Source organism: Acidovorax sp. JG5, from assembly GCF_017939685.1.
In the GTDB taxonomy this organism is placed as follows: domain Bacteria; phylum Pseudomonadota; class Gammaproteobacteria; order Burkholderiales; family Burkholderiaceae_C; genus Acidovorax.
Map to the genome: position 1 here is coordinate 1 of NZ_JAGKSE010000032.1, position 19,624 is coordinate 19,624.

General features: G+C 63.6%; 17 protein-coding genes. 10 read left to right on the top strand and 7 right to left on the bottom strand.

Features of this window, described 5'->3' with window-relative positions; all coding sequences use genetic code 11:
• A partial coding sequence (locus J8G26_RS17920) for a GMC oxidoreductase (protein WP_210570575.1) occupies window positions 1–934 on the top strand: 934 nt, incomplete at its 5' end.
• A 335-nt stretch (window positions 935–1,269) separates the two neighbouring features.
• Complete coding sequence (locus J8G26_RS17925; protein ID WP_087746234.1) at window positions 1,270–2,340, top strand: DUF6352 family protein; 1,071 nt, start codon at window positions 1,270–1,272, stop codon at window positions 2,338–2,340.
• 100 nt (window positions 2,341–2,440) lie between these two features.
• Here J8G26_RS17925 and putA read toward each other — a convergent pair whose 3' ends face one another.
• Window positions 2,441–6,202 (bottom strand): trifunctional transcriptional regulator/proline dehydrogenase/L-glutamate gamma-semialdehyde dehydrogenase, encoded by a 3,762-nt coding sequence (gene putA / locus J8G26_RS17930; protein ID WP_210570576.1) that lies wholly within the window; start codon window positions 6,200–6,202, stop codon window positions 2,441–2,443.
• Window positions 6,203–6,329: 127 nt separating this feature from the next.
• Here putA and J8G26_RS17935 point away from each other — a divergent pair, with 127 nt between their 5' ends.
• The 3 genes from J8G26_RS17935 to rlmD all read left to right on the top strand — a co-directional run bounded on the left by J8G26_RS17935 (window position 6,330) and on the right by rlmD (window position 8,700).
• On the top strand, window positions 6,330–6,803 hold the full coding sequence (locus J8G26_RS17935; protein WP_210570585.1) for an Lrp/AsnC ligand binding domain-containing protein: 474 nt from the start codon (window positions 6,330–6,332) through the stop codon (window positions 6,801–6,803).
• 81 nt (window positions 6,804–6,884) lie between these two features.
• Window positions 6,885–7,178, top strand: coding sequence for a hypothetical protein (locus J8G26_RS17940; protein ID WP_210570586.1), 294 nt, complete (start codon window positions 6,885–6,887; stop codon window positions 7,176–7,178).
• A gap of 58 nt (window positions 7,179–7,236) precedes the next feature.
• Complete coding sequence (gene rlmD, locus J8G26_RS17945) at window positions 7,237–8,700, top strand: 23S rRNA (uracil(1939)-C(5))-methyltransferase RlmD (RefSeq protein ID WP_210570587.1); 1,464 nt, start codon at window positions 7,237–7,239, stop codon at window positions 8,698–8,700.
• A gap of 64 nt (window positions 8,701–8,764) precedes the next feature.
• Here the strand turns inward: rlmD and J8G26_RS17950 are convergent, their stop codons facing one another.
• The 6 genes from J8G26_RS17950 to J8G26_RS17975 form a co-directional block, all read right to left on the bottom strand.
• A complete protein-coding gene (locus tag J8G26_RS17950) occupies window positions 8,765–9,136 on the bottom strand; it encodes a hypothetical protein (protein ID WP_087746224.1) in 372 nt (123 codons plus the stop codon).
• 253 nt (window positions 9,137–9,389) lie between these two features.
• A complete protein-coding gene (locus J8G26_RS17955) occupies window positions 9,390–10,175 on the bottom strand; it encodes a peptidylprolyl isomerase (RefSeq protein ID WP_087746222.1) in 786 nt (261 codons plus the stop codon).
• 67 nt (window positions 10,176–10,242) lie between these two features.
• Window positions 10,243–10,503, bottom strand: a complete 261-nt coding sequence (locus J8G26_RS17960; protein WP_087746220.1) for a BolA family protein — start codon at window positions 10,501–10,503, stop codon at window positions 10,243–10,245.
• Window positions 10,504–10,516: 13 nt separating this feature from the next.
• Entirely contained in the window at window positions 10,517–11,056 is a 540-nt protein-coding gene (locus J8G26_RS17965) for a septation protein A (protein WP_087746218.1), read from the bottom strand.
• A gap of 45 nt (window positions 11,057–11,101) precedes the next feature.
• Window positions 11,102–11,515, bottom strand: a complete 414-nt coding sequence (msrB, locus tag J8G26_RS17970; protein ID WP_087746216.1) for a peptide-methionine (R)-S-oxide reductase MsrB — start codon at window positions 11,513–11,515, stop codon at window positions 11,102–11,104.
• Entirely contained in the window at window positions 11,512–12,996 is a 1,485-nt protein-coding gene (locus tag J8G26_RS17975) for a protein adenylyltransferase SelO (RefSeq protein ID WP_210570588.1), read from the bottom strand. The genes msrB and J8G26_RS17975 overlap by 4 nt, the downstream gene beginning before the upstream one ends.
• Window positions 12,997–13,414: 418 nt before the next feature.
• On the opposite strand from J8G26_RS17975, the gene J8G26_RS17980 reads away from it, so the two are divergent.
• The 5 genes from J8G26_RS17980 to J8G26_RS18000 all read left to right on the top strand — a co-directional run bounded on the left by J8G26_RS17980 (window position 13,415) and on the right by J8G26_RS18000 (window position 19,580).
• Window positions 13,415–15,058 carry a 3-(methylthio)propionyl-CoA ligase gene (locus J8G26_RS17980; RefSeq protein WP_087746212.1) on the top strand — a complete coding sequence of 548 codons (1,644 nt, stop codon included), beginning with the start codon at window positions 13,415–13,417 and terminating at the stop codon, window positions 15,056–15,058.
• 155 nt (window positions 15,059–15,213) lie between these two features.
• Entirely contained in the window at window positions 15,214–16,446 is a 1,233-nt protein-coding gene (locus tag J8G26_RS17985) for a branched-chain amino acid ABC transporter substrate-binding protein (RefSeq protein WP_087746210.1), read from the top strand.
• A 68-nt stretch (window positions 16,447–16,514) separates the two neighbouring features.
• Window positions 16,515–17,468 (top strand): branched-chain amino acid ABC transporter permease, encoded by a 954-nt coding sequence (locus J8G26_RS17990; protein ID WP_087746208.1) that lies wholly within the window; start codon window positions 16,515–16,517, stop codon window positions 17,466–17,468.
• A gap of 4 nt (window positions 17,469–17,472) precedes the next feature.
• A complete protein-coding gene (locus J8G26_RS17995; RefSeq protein WP_087746205.1) occupies window positions 17,473–18,795 on the top strand; it encodes a branched-chain amino acid ABC transporter permease in 1,323 nt (440 codons plus the stop codon).
• 2 nt (window positions 18,796–18,797) lie between these two features.
• Window positions 18,798–19,580, top strand: coding sequence for an ABC transporter ATP-binding protein (locus tag J8G26_RS18000; RefSeq protein ID WP_087746204.1), 783 nt, complete (start codon window positions 18,798–18,800; stop codon window positions 19,578–19,580).
• The last annotated feature ends 44 nt before the right edge of the window (window positions 19,581–19,624 follow it).

Below are 19,624 nucleotides of genomic sequence, written 5' to 3' on the forward strand. Positions count from 1 at the left end.
AGATTACGACGGTTTCCTTTTAAACACCTTGAAAGGGGTGGGCCTTAATGTCGAGCGCGAAGTGATCCTCTGCGCGGGCACCATCAACACCCCGCAACTGCTCATGCTGTCGGGCGTCGGTCCGGCCGAGCATCTGCGCGAGCACGGCATCCAGGTCATCGCGGATGTACCCGGCGTCGGGGAGAACCTGCACGACCATCCGACCGCCCCGGTCGTGGTGACCGCCCCGAGCGGCGTTGGCGGCTCCTACCTGGCAGACCCAACCTCCGAGGAGGCCCTTGCGCAATGGAGATCTGACCGCTCCGGCCCCGCTGCCTTCTTCTCGCAAAATGGCGTCGGGTTCATTTCCCGCACGAAAGACGCTCCGGTTCCCGATTACGAGCTGCTCTTCGATTACAACCCGGCGGTCGCGGCGAACAGCCCGGTCGGTGCCCCGACTGATGGTGCAGAGGTCGAGCAGCGCAACGGCTACAAGATCTGGGTCGTGCTGCTGCACCCGAAAAGCCGCGGCACGCTGCGCCTGGCCTCGGCAGACCCCCACGCGAAGCCCCTCATCGATCCCGCCTACATGCGTGATCCCGATGACCGTGCACAGCTGGTCGAGGCGATGCGCCATGCGCAAAAGTTGACGCAGACGCCGTCCCTGGCGCGCTACACCGAAACGGTCTATCCGGCCGTCGGTGCGGATGATTCGGTGTTTCATGAGGCCATCTTGAGCAGCATGTACACGACCTACCATCTCGCTGGCACGGCACGCATGGGCGATCTCTCGGATCCACTCACCGTGGTCGACCCGCAGCTTCGCGTTCGCGGCGTTACCGGCCTGCGGGTGGCGGACGCATCGGTCATCCCCTCATTGATCAGCGGCCACACCATTGCCCCCGCCGTGATGATCGGCGAACGCGCGGCGCAACTGATCCGCAACGCTGCCTGAGAAGCGGTCAGCCATGCCCTGAGCTGGGCACCGGGAAAGTTCATGTTCTGGTGCCCGGCCTCCTCGTAGAGCGCAGCGTCGCCGAAGTAGCCAGAGGTAGATTCTCAACACGGTGTTTCTGTCGAAGCCAGAGCAAGTGAGGGCAGGGCGATGTCATATGAGGATATGGCTAAGAGCCCTTTGCGGCTCTCGTGCTCGTGCGTCGGCACAATGCTTGGCTTGTTTCTTTTTTTGCGCTCCATGACCTGACCCGCGAGGGCGTTCCCTGGGGTCGCGCTATACCCGATGAATACTTTTCTTCCCTGCGCAGCGGTGCCAGCTGGAGGCGCTGCAACATGAATTCGCCCTCCGACTTCTGGCCCTATTGCGGCTTTCAGTCACTTGCGCGAGACACGCGTGGTTGGCTGTTGCCGACGGACGCGTACTTCCAGTGGATATTGGCCAGGCCCGAACTTGCCTTGGTGCCCGAGTCATGCGCTGCAGAGGTGGCCCTGCACCAGTCTTTGGCCAAGTCGCCATTGCGGCCCGTGGCGCCGCAGGAACTGGTGGCACTGGCGGATGACGACGCACGCGAGAACTACGCCGTATTCCTGCGATTTCGCGATGCGTTGGTGCGCGCGGGCACGCTGGAGGCTTTCTATCTGCAGCTCATGCGCAGCGGGGCGGTGAATGTGCCGGCCGTGTTCATCGATGCCGTGGTGCAGGCGCTGCTGCGTAACCTGCTCGACAACTGCAATGACGCCTTCGAAGCCCGCGCCGCCGAAATGCTGTTTCGGCCTCAGCGCATCACCTTGCACGAGGGGCAGATGCTCGCGGGCGACCGCGCCACGCTGGACATGCTCAACGAAACCGCGGGCCTGGGCGACATGGGGCGCCTTTTGCTGGAAAGCGGTGCGCTGCAGCCGACAGCGCAGGTTCAGGTGCTGGCCGCCGACAACGCTGGCCAGTATTGGCAGGCGAGTGATCGCCACCACTTTCTGCTCGACCTGACCCACGAGTTGACGCAAGACCTGAGCCATGGATTGACGCTCAAGATGACCCGCGCCCGATCAGGCCTGAAGGCGCTGGCGCGGGTATTGGAGCGCTGGGTGGCCCACCTGCTGGGCGTGCAAGTGCAAATTGAGCCCGTGCACCAGGTCACCGACAGTGCGTGGCGCTGGCATGTGGGGCTGGATGTGGAGTCCACCGCCATCCTCAATGACCTGTACCAGGACCGGCCGGTGGATGCCGAACGCATGGCGCGTCTGGTGAGCTTGTTCACGCTGACCTTTGTCAACCCGGCCGAAATGCGGGCCGATGTGGCGGGCAAACCGGTGTATCTGGGGCTGGCGACCAGTGCCGAGGGCGTGGTGCGCATCAAGCCGCAGAACCTGTTGCTCAATCTGCCGCTGGCATCGGCATTTTGATTGCTATTTAATCAATAGCTGCTAGCCCATGCTTAGTAAGCGCTAGAGGCTAGTTTGATTCAAATTTCTCTACGATGACTGGCCGTCCGGTGCTGGATGCTCATCCCATCGTCATCAGGCTCGCATTGCCTCCGGCTGCTGCTGTGTTCACGCTGAGTGCCCGCTCGATGAGCAGGCGCTCCAGCGGGATGTCCGTGGCTCCGGGTTGCAGCGCGGTCACGCCCACGATGGGCCCGGCGCGGCGGGCGAGGGCGGTGCACACGGCCTGCAGCGATGGGGCGTCGCCATGGTGCAGCACGGCGTCTAACTCCAAAGTGCTGTCGTTCAGTGTGTTGTCCTGCAGCATGACCTGCGCTTGCACCAGCATGGGCAATTGCGTGCGCAGGCTGGTTTGGTCGGTAGGCCACAGGGCCGTGCCGCCGCTGGCGAGCACGGCGGCGGTCTGCACCAGCAGGTCGTCCACACTTTGCGCCAGGCACAGCACGCGGGCGCGTGGGGCCAGGGTGTAGACATTGCGCTCGCCCGTGGGGCCGGGCAGGGTGCGGGCAGTGCCGCTTTGGGTTTGCTGGGCAAACCGCTGGCAGGTGCTGGCCAAGTTCGCATTGCCTTGTTGCTGCGCCCATTGCTGCAGGGTGGTCAGGGGCGCCAGCAGGCGCGCGCGCACAGCATCTTCGGGCGGTGTGGCGCGGTCGGCTTCGGCAAAGGTGCGTGCCAGCGCATCGGCCGGGCGCTGCGACAGCAGGCGCAGCAGGTACAGCGGACCGCCCGCCTTGGGGCCCGTGCCGGACAGGCCTTCGCCGCCAAACGGCTGCACGCCCACCACGGCGCCCACCATGTTGCGGTTCACGTACACATTGCCGGCATGGGCGCGGTTCACCACGCGGGCAATGGTTTCGTCGATGCGGGTGTGCACGCCCTGGGTCAGGCCGTAGCCGGTGGCGTTGATCTGGTTCAGCAGTTGGTCCAGATCGTTGCGCGCGTAGCGCACCAGGTGCAGCACGGGGCCGAAGACTTCGCGCTGCAGCTCGCCAATGTGGTTCAGATCGATCAGCGTGGGCGGCACAAAGGTGCCCTGTGCGCTGGCAGCCGACACATGGTTCGGGTGCTGGAACACGCGGTGGCCTTGGGCCTTGAACTTTTCGATGTGCTGGACGATGCCTGTCTGGGCTTCGGCGTCGATGACGGGGCCCACGTCCACGCGCAGTTCGGCGGGGTTGCCCACGCGCAGCTCGCCCATGGCGCCTTGCAGCATCTCGACCACGCGGTCGGCGGCTTCTTCCTGCACGCACAGCACGCGCAGGGCGGAGCAGCGCTGGCCGGCGCTGTCAAAGGCGGACGACACGGCATCGCCCACCACTTGTTCGGCCAGGGCGGACGAGTCCACGATCATCGCGTTCTGTCCACCGGTTTCGGCAATCAGCGGGATGGGGCGGCCTGAGGCATCCAGCCGCCCGGCCACCGTGCGCTGCAGGATTCGCGCCACTTCGGTGGAGCCGGTGAACATCACGCCCACTACGCGGGCGTCGCCAATCAGGCGCGCGCCCACGGTCTCGCCCCGGCCGGGCAGCAGTTGCACTGCCGCGCGGGGCACACCGGCCTGCCACAGCAGGCGCACGGCTTCGGCAGCGATCAGGGGGGTCTGCTCGGCGGGCTTGGCCAGCACGGGGTTGCCTGCGGCCAATGCGGCAGCGACCTGGCCCATGAAGATGGCAAGCGGGAAGTTCCAGGGGCTGATGCAGGCCACCGGGCCCAGCGGGATGTGGGTGGTGTTGTCGAAGGTGCTTTGCACCTGGGCGGCGTAGTAGCGCAAGAAGTCCACGGCTTCGCGCACTTCGGCCACGGCGTTGCTGGCGCTTTTGCCCGCTTCACGCATCAGCAGGCCCAGCAGAGGCTGCGTGCGGGCCTCCAGCAGGTCGGCGGTGCGTAGCAGTGCCGCTGCGCGTTCGGCAGGTGGCGTGGCGGCCCAGGGGGCTGCGGCGGCCTGGGCGTGCGCCAGGGCCTGGTCCACGTCGGCGGTGGTGGCCTCTTGCACCTGGCCCACCACATAGCTGTGGTCGGCGGGGTTGCGCACGGGCTGGGTGAGGTCTGCGGGTGCATCGGCGCCCAGCAGGGGCGCTGCCGTCCAGGCGTGGCCAGCCGTGGCTTGCAGGGCAGCGGTCAGTGCGGTCAGCGTGTTTTCGTTCGATAGGTCCAGCCCGCGTGAATTGGTGCGGTGCGTGCCATACAGGCCCTGGGGCGTGGCAATGCGGGGGTGGGGCAGGCCAGCGGTGCCTTCCAGCGCAGCTTGCTGGTCCACCACTTGCACGGGGCTCTTTACCAGCTCATCCAGTGCAATCGTCTCGTCGGCAATGCGGTTCACGAACGAGGTGTTGGCGCCGTTTTCCAGCAGGCGGCGCACCAGATAGGCCAGCAGGGTTTCGTGCGTGCCCACGGGGGCGTAGATGCGGCACGGGCGCCCCAATTTACCGGCGGTGATGGCGCCCACCACCTGCTCATACAGGGGTTCGCCCATGCCGTGCAGGCACTGGAACTCGTACTGACCCGCGTAGTAGTTGCTGCCCGCCAGTTGGTAGATGGTGGCCACCGTCTCGGCGTTGTGCGTGGCGAACTGGGGGTACACGGCCTCGGGCGCGGCTAGCAGTTTCTTGGCGCAGGCGATGTACGAAATGTCGGTGTGCACCTTGCGGGTGTAGACGGGGTAGTCCTCCAGGCCTTCGACCTGGGCGCGCTTGATTTCGCTGTCCCAGTAGGCGCCCTTGACCAGGCGCACCATCAGGCGGCGCTGGGTGCGGCGGGCCAGGTCGACCACGTAGTCGATGACGAACGGGCAGCGCTTTTGGTAGGCCTGGATGACAAAGCCAATGCCGTTCCAGCCCGCCAGGGTGGGCTCGTGGCACAGGCGCTCCAGCAGGTCCAGCGACAGCTCCAGGCGGTCGGTTTCTTCGGCGTCGATGTTCAGGCCAATGTCGTACTGCTTGGCCAGGGCCGTGAGGCGCAACACCAGCGGGTACAGCTCGTCCATCACGCGGCCAAACTGTGCGCGGCTGTAGCGCGGGTGCAGGGCCGAGAGCTTGATGGAGATGCCCGGCCCTTCGTAGATGCCGCGCCCGGCAGAGGCCTTGCCAATCGCGTGGATGGCCTGCTCGTACGAGGCGTAGTAGTGCTTGGCGTCTTCGCTGGTCAGCGCGGCTTCGCCCAGCATGTCGTACGAATAGCGAAAGCCCTCGGCTTCCATCGTGCGGGCGTTGCGCAGGGCTTCGTCAATGGTCTCGCCTGTCACAAACTGCTCGCCCATCATGCGCATCGCCATGTCCACGCCCTTGCGGATCAGGGGCTCGCCGCCCTTGCCGATCAGGCGGCCCAGCGATGCCCCCAGGCTGCCCTCGCTGTGCGTGGCCACCAGCTTGCCGGTGATGAGCAGGCCCCAGGTGGCGGCGTTGACGAAGAGCGAGGGGCTCTTGCCCAGGTGGGCATCCCACTGGCCGTGGCTGATCTTGTCGCGGATGAGCGCATCGCGCGTGGCCTTGTCGGGGATGCGCAGCAGTGCCTCGGCCAGGCACATCAGCGCCACGCCTTCTTGCGACGACAGCGAGAACTCCTGCAGCAAGCCCTGCACCAGGCCAGCCCGGCCGGCGCTGGCCTTGCGCTCGCGCAGAGCCCTGGCAATGCGCAGCGCCAGTTGCTGCGACGCCGTGGCCAGCTCTTGCGGCAGGCGGGCCTGGGCCAGCAGGGGGGCCAGGGCCTCGGGCTCGGGGCGGCGGTAGGCGGCGGTGATGGCTGCGCGCAGCGGGTTGCTCAGCGGCGTGCGGGGCGCGAAGTCGGCAAATGGAGCGGAGGGCTGGGCGTTGGTCTGCTGCGTCATGGCGGTGTCTTTCGGTGGTTTGGAGGGCCAAACAAGGGGTTCGGCGCGTTACTGGCGATGATCCTTGGGTTGTTGATGAATAAATGGTCGAAAATTGGCGTTATCAACGAATAAATTACTAATAAAAATGCAAGCAGAAACCGATCTGGACCGGATTGACCGCAAGATCCTGTCAATCCTGCAGGAAGACGGCCGCATTGCCAACCTCAAGCTGGCCGAGGCGGTAGCCCTGTCGCCCACGGCCGTGCTGGCGCGCGTGCAGCGCCTCACGCGCGATGGCTTCATCCTGGGCTACGAGGCGCGGCTCAACCCCCTGAAGCTGGGCGCGGGCATGCTGGTGTTTGTGGAGGTGCTGCTGGACCGCACCACGCCCAATGTGTTCGACCAGTTCAAGGCCGCCGTGCAGGTGCACCCCGAGATCATGGAATGCCACATGGTGGCGGGCGGGTTCGACTACCTGCTCAAGACGCGATCTGCCGACATGAACGCCTACCGCGGGTTTGCGGGCAATGTGCTGTGGCAACTGCCGGGTGTGCGCGAGACGCGCACCTATGCGGTGATGGAGGAGGTCAAGCACACCAACCACCTGCACCTGCGGTGATGTTGGGATGCCGGGTGGGCGTTGGCTGAGGGGCATCGCCGCATAATGGCTGCACATTCCAGCCAGAGCGAGGAGAAGACCATGTCCATGTTGCCCTATGCCGCCATTGCCTTGGTGGGCGCCTTTGCCAGCCAGTCGGCGGCAGCCGCCTGCTATCGGGTGTATGCCCCCAATCAGGAGATTGTTTACCGGGCGTCCACGCCGCCGGTGGACATGTCGCGCGAAATCCATGAAACCCTGCCCCGGGTGGCTCCGGGCGGCACGCTGGTTTTCTCTTTGGATGAGCAGGGATGCGAAATCACCATCAACAAGCTGCCGCTGACCGCTGTGTCAGCGCCCGGTGGCATGCGGCCCGCGCGCGCGGACCGGGGCTGATCTGCGCGCTCTGCGCCGGCATGGTCGGTGGGCGTGCCGCGCCTGAGACAATCGGGGGATGAGCGAACCGAAAGAACTATCCCCCTCGTTTGAACCGACCGAGCAAAATTCCCAAGGCGATCTGCCCGAGGGCTGGCTGCAGGTGCAGTCCATGGACCTCGACGCCCAGGGCGTGGCCCGCAAGCCCGACGGCAAGGTCGTTTTCATCGACGGTGCCCTGCCATTCGAGCTGGTCACCGCCAACACCCACCGCAAAAAGAACAACTGGGAGCAGGCCAGCCTGGTGGCGATCCACCGCGAATCGTCGCAACGCGTGCGCCCCGGCTGCCCGCACTTTGGCTTGCATGCCGGCGCCTGCGGCGGCTGCAAGATGCAGCACCTGCACATCGGCGCCCAGGTGGCCGTCAAGCAGCGGGTGCTCGAAGACAACCTCTGGCACCTGGGCAAGGTCAAGGCCGAGACGGTTCTGCGCCCCATCGAAGGCCCGGCCTGGGGCTACCGTTATCGTGCCCGGCTGTCGGTGCGCCATGTGATCAAGAAGGGCCAGGTGCTGATTGGTTTTCATGAGCGCAAGAGCCGCTATGTGGCCGACATGCAGCAATGCCCCGTGCTGCCGCCCCATGTGGACGCCATGCTGATGCCCTTGCGCGCGCTGATTGCCAGCATGGATGCGCGCGATACCTGCCCGCAGATCGAGCTGGCCTGCGGCGACAACGTGACCGCGCTGGTGCTGCGCCACCTGGAGCCCCTGAGCGCGGGCGATATCGCCCAGCTGCGCGCCTTTGCGGCCAAGCACGGTGTGCAGTGGTGGCTGCAGCCCAAGGGCCCCGACACCGTGAAGCTGCTGGATGAAGGTGGCGAGCAACTGTCGTACGCATTGCCCGATTTCGGCATCACCATGCCCTTCAAGCCCACCGACTTCACCCAGGTGAACCCGCACATCAACCGCGTGCTGGTGTCGCGCGCGCTGCGCCTGCTGGACGTGCAGCCGCACGAGCGCGTGATCGACTGGTTCTGCGGCCTGGGCAACTTCACGCTGCCCCTGGCCACGCAGGCGCGCGAGGTGCTGGGCATTGAGGGCAGCGAGGCGCTGGTCGCCCGTTCGCGCGAGAACTATGCATTGAATCAGGCTGTAGCGCATAACCATAAAGCGCTCGCAGCTACAAATTTTGTAGCGCGCAATCTGTTCGAAATGACCCCAGAGATGCTGGTGGCCGACGGCACTGCCGACAAGTGGCTGGTCGATCCGCCCCGCGAAGGCGCTTTTGCGCTGGCCAAGGCACTGGCCGACATCGAGCAGTCGCGCATCGGCGCCGAAGGTGCGGGCCCCTTGCCTGCAGGGGTCGAAGGCTGGACGCCGCCGAAACGCATCGTGTATGTCAGTTGCAACCCCGCCACGCTGGCGCGCGATGCCGGGCTGCTGGTGCATCTGGCCGGCTACCGGTGCACGGCGGCAGGCATGGTGAACATGTTTCCCCACACGGCGCATGTGGAGAGCATGGCGGTGTTTGAGCGGGATTGAGGCGCGGCGCGGGCTGGAGGGCTTGCCATCCCCTGGCCGGCTTTTGCTGCGCTGCAGCCGGCCGTCAGCTGCGGCTGCGGCCGGTAGCGGCGTCGCTGGGTTCGGTTTCGATGTCGGTGGCGCGTTCGCTGCGTTCCGGCTTGTCTATCTTGCCGAGCACCGAGGGCGTGCCCTCGATCTTGTTTTCGCGCATGTAGCCGTCCATGTCCTTCCAGCCGGCAAACACCGAGGCCTTGGCGGCCTTGGGGTTGAGCGTGTAGCAGTCTTCCAGCCCCCGCAGCGCATGGCGGCAGGCGCCGCCGATGGCTTGGGCCTCGGCTTCGCGCTGGGCAATGCGCGGGTCAGGGCCCAGGCCGGGAATCTCGCAACCGGCCAGCAGCAAAACGGCTGAAGCAGCAAGCAGGCGCAGTGTGGTGGAAGAGGGGAATGGATGCATGTACTTGCATTATCGACACGCCCGCCGCGCAATGGAGGGTTGATCTCGGTAACCAGGCAAGAAAAAAGGCTCCCTGGGGGCTGATCGCTTACACGCTGCGGAGGCGATGGATGCGTCTGATGGCCGAGCATGAAGGGTTGCGCCGACCCGCCAACGAAAAAATGCCAGTCAGTGGGTTAACTGACTGGCATTGGCCCTTGGGCGCGTTTTTCTGGATCCGCCGGCGTTCAAGGCGGATGCCGCTACGGCCTTTTTATTCCACCTTGGCCTTGGCGCGCAGATCTTCCTGGAACTTCGCCAGCTTCTGCTGCTGCAACTGTTGCGCCACCTGGGGCTTGACCTCGTCCAGCTTGGGCAACTGGGCCTGGCGCGTATCGTCCAGACGGATCACATGCCAGCCAAACTGGCTTTTCACGGGGGTGTCGGTCATCTTGCCCTTGCTTAGCTTGATCAGGGCTTCGGTGAATTCGCTCACGTAGCTGGCGGGGTTGGCCCAGTCCAGATCGCCACCCTTGGCGCCAGAGCCAGGGTCCTTGGATTGCTTCCTGGCGATATCTTCAAACTTGGCGCCCTTCTTGATGGACGCGATGATGGCCTTGGCATCGGCTTCCTTGTCTACCAGGATGTGGCTGGCCTTGTATTCCTTGCCGCTGTTGGCTGCCGCGAATTTGTCGTATTCGGCCTGGATTTCGGCGTCGGTGACGGGGTTTTTCTTCTGGAAGTCGGCGAACAGTTCGCGGATCAGAATGGTCTGGCGGGCCAGTTCCATTTGCGCCTTGTATTCGGCCGAGGCTTCGAGGCCGCGCTTTTGTGCTTCTTGCAGGAAGATTTCGCGGGCGATCACTTCTTCCTTGATCTGGCCTTCCATTTCAGGCGTCACGGGGCGACCGGACCGCTCTACCTGCTGGCGCAGGACTTCGGCGCGCTCTTTGGGCACGGCCTTGCCATTCACGATGGCAATGTTCTGGGCGGATACGGGCAGGGCCATCGTGCCCAGCACGGCAGCGGCCACGAGGCCGGACAGGAGCTGTTTCTTCATGCGGAATCCAAAAAATGAGAAGGTGGTTGCTGGCTGAAGGCCAGCAACCCGAAAGATGGTGGCGGGCTCAGAGAACTTCAATGGCGATGGCGTGAACGCCCTGGTCAATAAATTCTTGCAGCGCATCATACACAAGGCGATGTTGCGCCACGCGGCTGCGGCCGGTAAACAAAGGTGACGCAATGCGCACCCGGAAATGGGTGCCGAAACCCGTGCCGTTGGCCCCGGCATGGCCCGCATGGGCGGCGCTTTCGTCGATGACATCCAGGGCGGTGGGCGTAAGCCGGTCCGCCAGGGCTTGGTGCATTTGCTGCGCGAGGGTGGTCATGGAGGGTGTTCCTTCAGGCCGCGGGCTCGTCGCCTTTGAGGTGCGGCGCCACATAGATACCCTGGCCGACCAGGAAGACCAGCGGGAAGATATAGCCCCAGAGCTTGAAATCCATCCAGGCCTCGGTGCTGAAGTTGACGACGACATACGCGTTGACGGCCGACATGAGGGCGCAATAGACGATCCAGGCGACGTTCAGGCGGTGCCACACGCCCTCTGGCAGGGTCATCTGGCTGCCCAGCAGCATCTTGAGGAAATTTTTCTTCAGGGCCCACACCGCCACGGCGAGGGCGATAGACATGGCGCCATACAGCACGGTGGGTTTCCACTTGATGAAGCGATCGTCCTGCAGCACCAGCGTGAGTGTGCCAAACAGAAGTATCAGTGCCAGGGTGAGCTTGTGCAGGGTCTGCAGGCGCCGGTCGATGGCGTAGATCAGGGCCATCTGCACGACCGTGGCTCCCATGAGCACGGCCGTGCCCACATAGATGCCGTACAGCTTGTAGGCCCCGAAGAACAGCAGGATGGGGAAGAAGTCGATGAGAATTTTCATGGGTTCCGTCGCGGGTCGCGGGTCGCGGGTCTCGGGGCGCGAAGTTCAGTCCTTGCCGGATTCGAAATCGAGCGATGCCGAATTCATGCAGTAGCGCAGGCCTGTCGGGGCCGGGCCATCTTCGAACACATGGCCCAGATGTGCCCCGCATTGTGCACATACGGTTTCGGTGCGCACCATGCCATGGCTGCGATCGACGATTTCAGCAATGGCGCCGGGCTCTGCCTGCGAGAAGCTGGGCCAGCCGCAGCCGGCATCGAATTTGGTGACCGCATCAAACAACTTGGCACCGCAGCAGATGCAGTGGTAGCTGCCGTCGGCCCAGTGGGCTTCGTATTTGCCGGTAAAGGGGCGCTCGGTGGCCGCATGGCGCGTGACCTGCAAGGCCCCCGGTTCGGCGCCCTTTTCCTGGAGCAGCGCTTGCCATTCGGCGTCGGTTTTCTGGATGGGGAAGCTCATGATGAACAGCTGATTTCTATGGAAGAAGCCCAGTCGGGCGGAAAGTCGGCCCAGGCGTCGTGGCCGGGATGTTCGTCAAACGGATGCTCCAGCAGGCGCTGCAGGGTTTGGAGTTCGGAGAAATCGCCCTGCTTCGCGGCCCGTATGGCTTGCTCGCCCAGGTGGTTGCGCAGCACATACTTGGGATTGATTTTTAGCATCAAATGTGCCGATAGCGCTTTATCTGTAAGCGCTAGTAGCTCTGAATAAGATAGCAACCACTGGTCCCAGCCAGCCCGGTCAGCAAACAGGTCGCGCACGGCTTCGAAGTGGTTTTGCGCCACGGCGTGCGACAGGCGCCGCCAGAAGATGGTGTAGTCCACGCCGTTTTGGGCTAGCAGCCGCAAGATGGCGTCGATCAACTCGGCGTCGCCGGCACGCTCGGTGGTCAGACCCAGCTTGGCGCGCATGCGGGCCATGAAGTCATCGGAGAAAACACTTTTGTACGACGCGAGCGCCGCCTGGGCCAGTTCTTCGTCACCGATCAGCGGCAGCAGCGCCTGGGCCAGGCAAAACAGGTTCCAGTAGGCCACGTTGGGCTGGCGGTTGTAGGCGTATCGGCCCTGGGTGTCGCTGTGGTTGCAGACATGGCCGGGCACGAAGGCGTCTAGAAACTGGAAGGGGCCGTAGTCGATCGTCAGGCCCAGGATGCTCATGTTGTCGGTGTTCATCACGCCGTGGCAAAAACCCACGGCCTGCCAGTGGGCCATCAGCGTGGCGGTGCGCTCGCTCACGGCCTGCAGCAAGGCGGCGTAGGCGTTGCCGCCCGGTTGCGGTGTGGAGCGGCAGGCAGGGTAATAACGGTCGATCACATAGTCGGCCAGCGTGCGCAGCTCGTCCAGTTGGCCGCGCGCAGCGAAATGCTCAAAATGGCCGAAACGGACGAAGCTTTGCGCCACCCGGGTCACCACGGCGGCGGTTTCGATTTCTTCGCGGCGCACGGGGGCTGGCGATCCGGTAACGCACAGGGCCCGCGAGGTGGGGACGCCCAGCGCGTGCATGGCTTCGCTGCACAGAAATTCGCGGATGCTTGAGCGCAGCACCGCGCGCCCATCGCCCATGCGCGAATAAGGCGTGCGGCCGCTGCCTTTGAGCTGCACTTCCAGCCCGCCCGTGGTTTCGCCCAGCAAGATGGCCCGCCCGTCGCCCAGCTGCCCGGCCCACACGCCAAACTGGTGGCCGCTGTAAACACTGGCCAGGGGGCTGCTGCCCGGCAAACGGGCGTTGCCGGTGAAAACCTGCAGCGCTTCGTCAGAAGCCATCCAGCCGGCATCCAGGGCCAGCAAATCCGCCACGTTGGTGCTGGTCCCGATCCAGTGCGGCTGGGGCAGGGGGGTGGGTTGCAACGCGGTAAAGAATGCGGGGCCCAGGTTTGCGAATCCCCCCTGACCAGTCAGATCCAGAGGCGAGGCGGTAGCAGTGCGGGCGGCAAGCGGGTTCATCGCTGCATTGTCTCGCAGCCGCGATGCCCCGGCGCCCGCAGGGCCTTGCCTGCGCTGGCCTTTGGGGCAGTGTGGCTCCGCCCTTTTGTTGGGCCCTGCGGTTGGGGGCGGCTGCATCGGCCGTTGGGGTCAGCCGGCATCTGGCGCGGCATTGCCGGCAGCATCTTTAACCCCTATGGACGGCCGCCAGAGGGTGATGAAACCCTCGGCCCCTGTCAGGCGCGCGACACGGGGTGGGCACGTTGGTGGGCACCGTGGCCCGCCGCGCGGGGCGCACGCAGGCTCGCATCCCGGCGGGTTGGCCCTATGTGCGGTGGTGGCAGGGGATCGGTCGCCGGGCCGGGCCGCAAGACCGGTTGCCTGGCCCCTGCCACGGTAGGATAAGAACTCCAACCAACACAATATTCAAGGAGCGCACATGCTGGGTCTGATGCAAAGTCAACCACTGCTGATTTCTACGCTGATCGAGTTTGCCGAGCGGCACCACGGCGATGCAGAAATCGTTTCCCGCAGGGTGGAGGGAGACATCCATCGCTACACCTACCGCGACCTTGCCCGGCGTGCCAGGCAGCTGGCCAATGTGCTGGACGGCATGAAGCTGCAGTTCAGCGACCGCGTGGCCACGCTGGCCTGGAACGGCTACCGCCACATGGAGATGTACTTTGGCGTAAGCGGATCGGGCCGCGTGCTGCACACCGTCAACCCGCGCCTGCACCCCGATCAGATTGCCTGGATCGTCAACCATGCAGAGGACCAGGTGATGTGCTTTGACATCACCTTCCTGCCGCTGGTGCAGGCGGTGCATGCGCGCTGCCCCACGGTCCAGAAGTGGGTGGCCCTGTGCGATGCCGACAAGCTGCCGGAGGACACGGGCATTCCGGGGCTGGTGAGCTACGAGGCGTGGATTGGCGGCGCCTCCAGCGACTACGCCTGGCCCGTGTTTGACGAAAACTCGGCATCGAGCATGTGCTACACGAGCGGCACCACCGGCAACCCCAAGGCGGCGCTCTACAGCCATCGCTCGACCACCTTGCATGCCTATGCGGCCGCATTGCCCGATGTGATGAACCTCTCGGCGCGCGACGCGGTGCTGCCCGTGGTGCCAATGTTCCACGTCAATGCCTGGGGCATTCCTTATTCGGCGCCCCTGACCGGCTGCAAGCTGGTGTTTCCGGGGCCGGCGCTCGATGGCAAGTCGGTGTATGAGCTGATCGAATCGGAAGGGGTGACTTTTGCCGCCGGTGTGCCCACGGTCTGGCAGATGCTGCTGAACCACGCCAAGGCTGGCGGCCTGAAATTCAGCACCCTCAATCGCACGGTGATTGGCGGCTCGGCATGCCCGCCCGCCATGATCCATGCCTTTCAGGATGAGTTTGGCGTGTCGGTCCTGCACGCCTGGGGCATGACCGAAATGAGCCCGCTGGGCACGCTGTGCACACTCAAGAACAAGCACCTGGCCTTGCCGCGCGACGAGCAGATGAAGATTCTGCAAAAGCAGGGGCGCGCCATCTGCGGGGTGGACATGAAGATCGTGGACAGCGCCGGTGCCGAGCTGCCCTGGGATGGCAAGACCTACGGCGATCTGCTGGTGAAAGGACCATGGATCGTGGCCGATTACTACAAGAGCGAAGGCGGCAGTCCCCTGGTTGCGGACGCACAGGGGCGCGGCTGGTTTCCCACGGGGGATGTGGCAACGATCGACACCGATGGCTACATGCAGATCACCGACCGCAGCAAGGACGTCATCAAGTCCGGCGGCGAGTGGATCAGCTCGATCGACATCGAGAACATCGCCATGGCGCATCCAGCCGTTGCCATGGCGGCCTGCATCGGCATGCCGCACCCCAAATGGGACGAGCGACCGATCGTTGCGGTGGCGCTCAAACCCGGCGCCCAAGTGAGCCGCGAAGAGTTGCTGTCTTTCTACGAAGGCAAGACTGCCAAGTGGCAGATTCCCGATGATGTGGTGTTTGTTGATGCCATTCCCATCGGTGCCACGGGCAAGATGCTCAAAGCCAAGCTGCGCGAGCAGCTCAAGGACTACCGGCTTCCCGGCCTCTGATCCGGGGCGGATGCGGCGCTGGGGCGCGCCGCATCCATGTCATGCCAGTCGCGCACCAGTCGCCTGCGCGATAGCTGCTAGGGGCAATCCCTGAGCGATGGCTTGTTGCAACGCGGTACGCTGCATCCGGTTGATACAACAGGAGACAAGAGATTATGAAATTTGCTATCAAAGCAGTAGCTGCATCCGCCCTTCTGGTAAGCGCTGGCGGCGTATTTGCCCAAAATGGCGAGATCGTCAAGATCGCCTGGCTGGATCCGCTCTCGGGTCTCATGGCCGCAGTCGGAACGAACCAGCTCAAGAGCTTTCAGTTTCTGGCCGAGGAGTTCAGCAAGAAGAATGCCGCCGGTGTCAAATTTGAAATCATCGGCATCGACAACAAGCTCAGCCCGCAGGAAACCACCAGTGCACTGCGCTCGGCGATGGACCAGGGGGCCCGCTATGTGGTGCAGGGCAACGGCTCGGGCCCCGCGCTGGCCATCATCGATGCGCTGGAAAAGCACAACGCCCGCAACCCCGGCAAGGAAGTGCTGTTCCTCAACTACGCCGCGGTGGACCCCGACCTCACCAACAGCAAGTGCAGCTACTGGCATTTCCGTCTGGATGCCGATACCTCCATGAAGATGGAAGCGCTGACCACCTACATGAAGGACCTTCCTGAGGTCAAGAAGGTCTATCTGATCAACCAGAACTATTCGCACGGCCACCAGGTTTCCAAGTTCGCCAAGGAAATGATGAAGCGCAAGCGCCCCGATGTGCAGTTTGTCGGCGACGACCTGCACCCGCTGGCCCAGGTGCGTGACTTCTCGCCCTACATCGCCAAAATCAAGGCCTCGGGTGCTGACAGCGTGATCACCGGCAACTGGGGCTCCGACCTGGCGCTGCTCATCAAGGCAGCCAACGATTCGGGCCTGAACAACGTCAACTTCTACACCTACTACGGCTCCGTCACCGGCAGCCCCACTGCCATGGGCGCCGCTGCAGCGGGTCGTGTGTACATGGCGGCATACGCTCACATGAACCTGCCGGGCCCGCTGAACCAGATCGTTGTGGACTACAAGAAGAAGTTCAACGACGACATGTACACCGGCGCCGTGTACCACGCCTTCTCGATGTTGTCCGAAGGCTTTGTCAAGGCCAAGTCAACTGACCCCGTCAAGGTGGCTACCGTGCTCGAAGGCATGAAGTTCAAGAGCTTCAACGGCGAGGTCGAGATGCGCAAGACCGATCACCAGCTGCAGCAAGGCCTGTTCATCTCGAAGTGGGAAAAGGCCGGCGGCAAATATCCGATCGATTCCGAGAGCACTGGCTACACATTCGTTCCGGTGAAGTACTACGAGCCCTATGTGGCCAGCACGCCCACCTCGTGCCAGATGAAGCGTCCGTAACCTCGCCTCCATCGCTTTGAGGCCCGACCCACTCGGGCCTTTTTTTTACCCAGCAATGAAAAATTCCCATGAATCCTGAGTTTTTCGTGATCTCTTTGCTCAACGGCGTCAGCTACGGGCTGCTGCTGTTCATGCTGAGTTCAGGCCTCACGCTCATCTTCAGCATGATGGGTGTGCTCAACTTTGCGCACACCAGCTTTTACATGCTGGGGGCCTACTTTGCCTACACCATCTCCAACGTGGTGGGGTTCTGGCCCGCGCTGGTGCTTGCTCCGTTGGCGGTTGGCGCACTGGGGGCCGTTTTTGAACGCTACAGCCTGCGTCGCGTGCACAAGTTCGGCCATGTGCCAGAGTTGCTGGTGACCTTCGGGCTGTCCTATCTGATCCTGGAGCTGGTGCAACTGGTGTGGGGGCGCTCCACCGTTCCCTATGGCCTGCCTGCGCAGCTGCAGGGGCCGCTGTTCACGCTGTATGGCACGCAGTTTCCCAAGTCGCGCTCGTTTGTGATGCTGGTGGCGTTGCTGATGCTGGTGTCGGTGTGGCTGCTGCTCACGCGCACCCGCATTGGGCTGGTCATTCAGGCGGCCCTCAAGCACCCTGAGATGGTGGAAGCCCTGGGCCATAACGTGCCTCGCGTTTTCATGCTGGTGTTTGGGGGTGGATGCGCACTGGCGGGCCTGGCCGGGGTGATTGGCGGCAATACCTATGTCACCGAGCCTGCCATGGCCGGCTCGGTGGGCTCCATCATCTTCGTGGTGGTGGTGGTCGGCGGCATGGGTTCGCTGGCCGGGGCTTTTCTGGCGTCGCTGCTGATCGGCCTGGTGCAGACCTTTGCCGTGGCCATCGATTACTCGCTGGCGTCAGCGCTGCAAGGCATGGGCGTGGCAGTGTCAGAGGCCACCTTCGGCTGGCCTTTGCTCAAGCTCACGGTCTCGCAGGTGGCGCCCATCCTGCCGTATCTTTTTTTGGTTCTGATTTTGATTTTCCGTCCCAAGGGCCTGCTGGGTACACGGGAAGACTGACGCCATGAAGTCCACCACATCATCTGTTTCTCCGGCCACGCAGTACTACCGGTTCAAGCCCTGGAACGTGGGCCGTCTGGTCGTCTGGAGCCTGTTTGCGGTCATGCTCATCGTGGCGCCCATGCTGTTTCGCAGCAGCCTGGCGCTGACCATGCTTTCGCAGATCGGCTATCTCATCATCATCTGCCTGTCCTACAACATGCTGCTGGGGCAGGGCGGTATGCTGAGCTTTGGGCATGCGGTGTACACGGGCCTGGGCTCGTTCATCGCCATCCATGCGATGAATCTGGCTGGCAAAGGCGCGCTGTCTGTGCCGCTGGTGCTGATTCCCCTGGTGGGCGGCCTGGCCGGCATGTTCTTCGCCATCCTTCTGGGGTTCGTGACGACCAAGAAATCGGGCACGACGTTTGCCATGATCACGCTGGGTATTGGCGAGCTGGTCGCCTCGATGGCGCTGATGTTTCCCGAGTTTTTTGGCGGGGAGGGCGGCATCACCACCGACCGTGTGTATGGCCAGTCGTTCTTGGGCATCACGTTCGGCCCGGCTATTCAGGTGTATTACCTGATCGCGGTGTACTGTTTCATCTGCACCGCGGCCATGTTCGCCTTCACGGGCACGCCGCTCGGCCGCATTCTCAATGCCGTGCGCGATAACCCTGAACGCGTCGAATTCATCGGCTACAACACCCAGCGCGTGCGCTATTTCGCCTTCATCATTGCCGGCTTCTTTGCCGGCATCGGGGGCGGGCTGGCGGCGATCAATTTCGAAATCGTCACGGGCGCTGACAGCGTGAACGTGCTGCGCTCGGGGAGCTATCTGCTGTTCACCTTTCTGGGCGGCGCCACCTTCTTTTTCGGGCCCATCATCGGCGCGGTCTTGCTGGTACTGGCGTCGGTGCTGCTGTCCGAGCTGTCCAAGGCCTGGCTGCTGTATCTGGGGCTCGTCTTCCTGTTCATGGTGATGTATGCGCCCGGCGGCATTGCCAGCCTGATCATGATGAATCTGCGCCTGGCGAAGTTTGGCAAGCTGCGCACCCTGTTGCCTTCCTACATGGCGCTGGGCGGCACGGCGCTGGTGGCCGTGCTGGGGGCGGCCGCCATGGTGGAGATGACCTACCACCTCCAGCTCAATGCGGCCCTGGGGCCACAACTGAGTTTTCTGGGGGCCACTTTGCAGGCCAACTCGGTGGGCAGCTGGTTTGGCGCGGGGTTCGTGCTGGTCACAGGGCTGGGGCTGTTCGAGTTGTGCCGGCGCCAGTTTGTGCGCCAGTGGGGATTGATTCAGGAAGAGATCGAACACGAAATCAAGCGGGGGGAAGCGCTGTGACCATAGCGACAAACGCACTTTGTGCGCTCGAACTGCGTGATCTGCGCAAGAGTTTTGGCAAGACGGAAATCATCCGTGGCGTGAACCTGGCCGTGCAGCCGGGCGAACGGGTGGCCATCATCGGCCCCAATGGCGCGGGCAAGTCCACGCTGTTCAACCTGATCAGCGGGCGCTTTGGTCCCACCAGCGGCGAAGTGCTGCTCAATGGCCAGCGCATCGATGGCAAGGCGCCCTACGAGATCAATCGCATGGGGTTGTCACGCAGCTTTCAGATCACCAACATCTTTCCCAAGCTGAGCGTGTTCGAAAACCTGCGCTGCGGCGTGCTCTGGAGCATGGGCTACAAGTACACTTTCCTGCGTTTTCTTTCGAGCCTGGACGACGCCAACGAGCGCGCCAAGCAGCTCATGGAAATGATCCAGCTCGACAAGAAACGCGACACGCTGGCCGTGAACCTGACCTATGCCGAGCAGCGTGCGCTGGAGATCGGCGTCACCATTGCCGGCGGGGCCAATGTGGTTCTGCTGGACGAACCCACGGCCGGCATGAGCCGCAGCGAAACCACGCGCTTCATCCATCTCATCAAGGAAGTGACCGAAGGGCGCACCTTGCTCACGGTGGAGCACGACATGGGCGTGGTGTTCGGCCTGGCCGACAAGATTGCCGTGGTGGTGTATGGCGAGGTCATCGCCTTTGACACCCCCGACAAAGTGCGCGCCAATGCGCGCGTGCAGGAGGCCTATCTGGGATCCGCCGTCGCCGATGCCCAGGCGGGGGGACACTGACATGTGCAGAATCGCGTTGACCAGACCACCCTTTCTCTTCCATG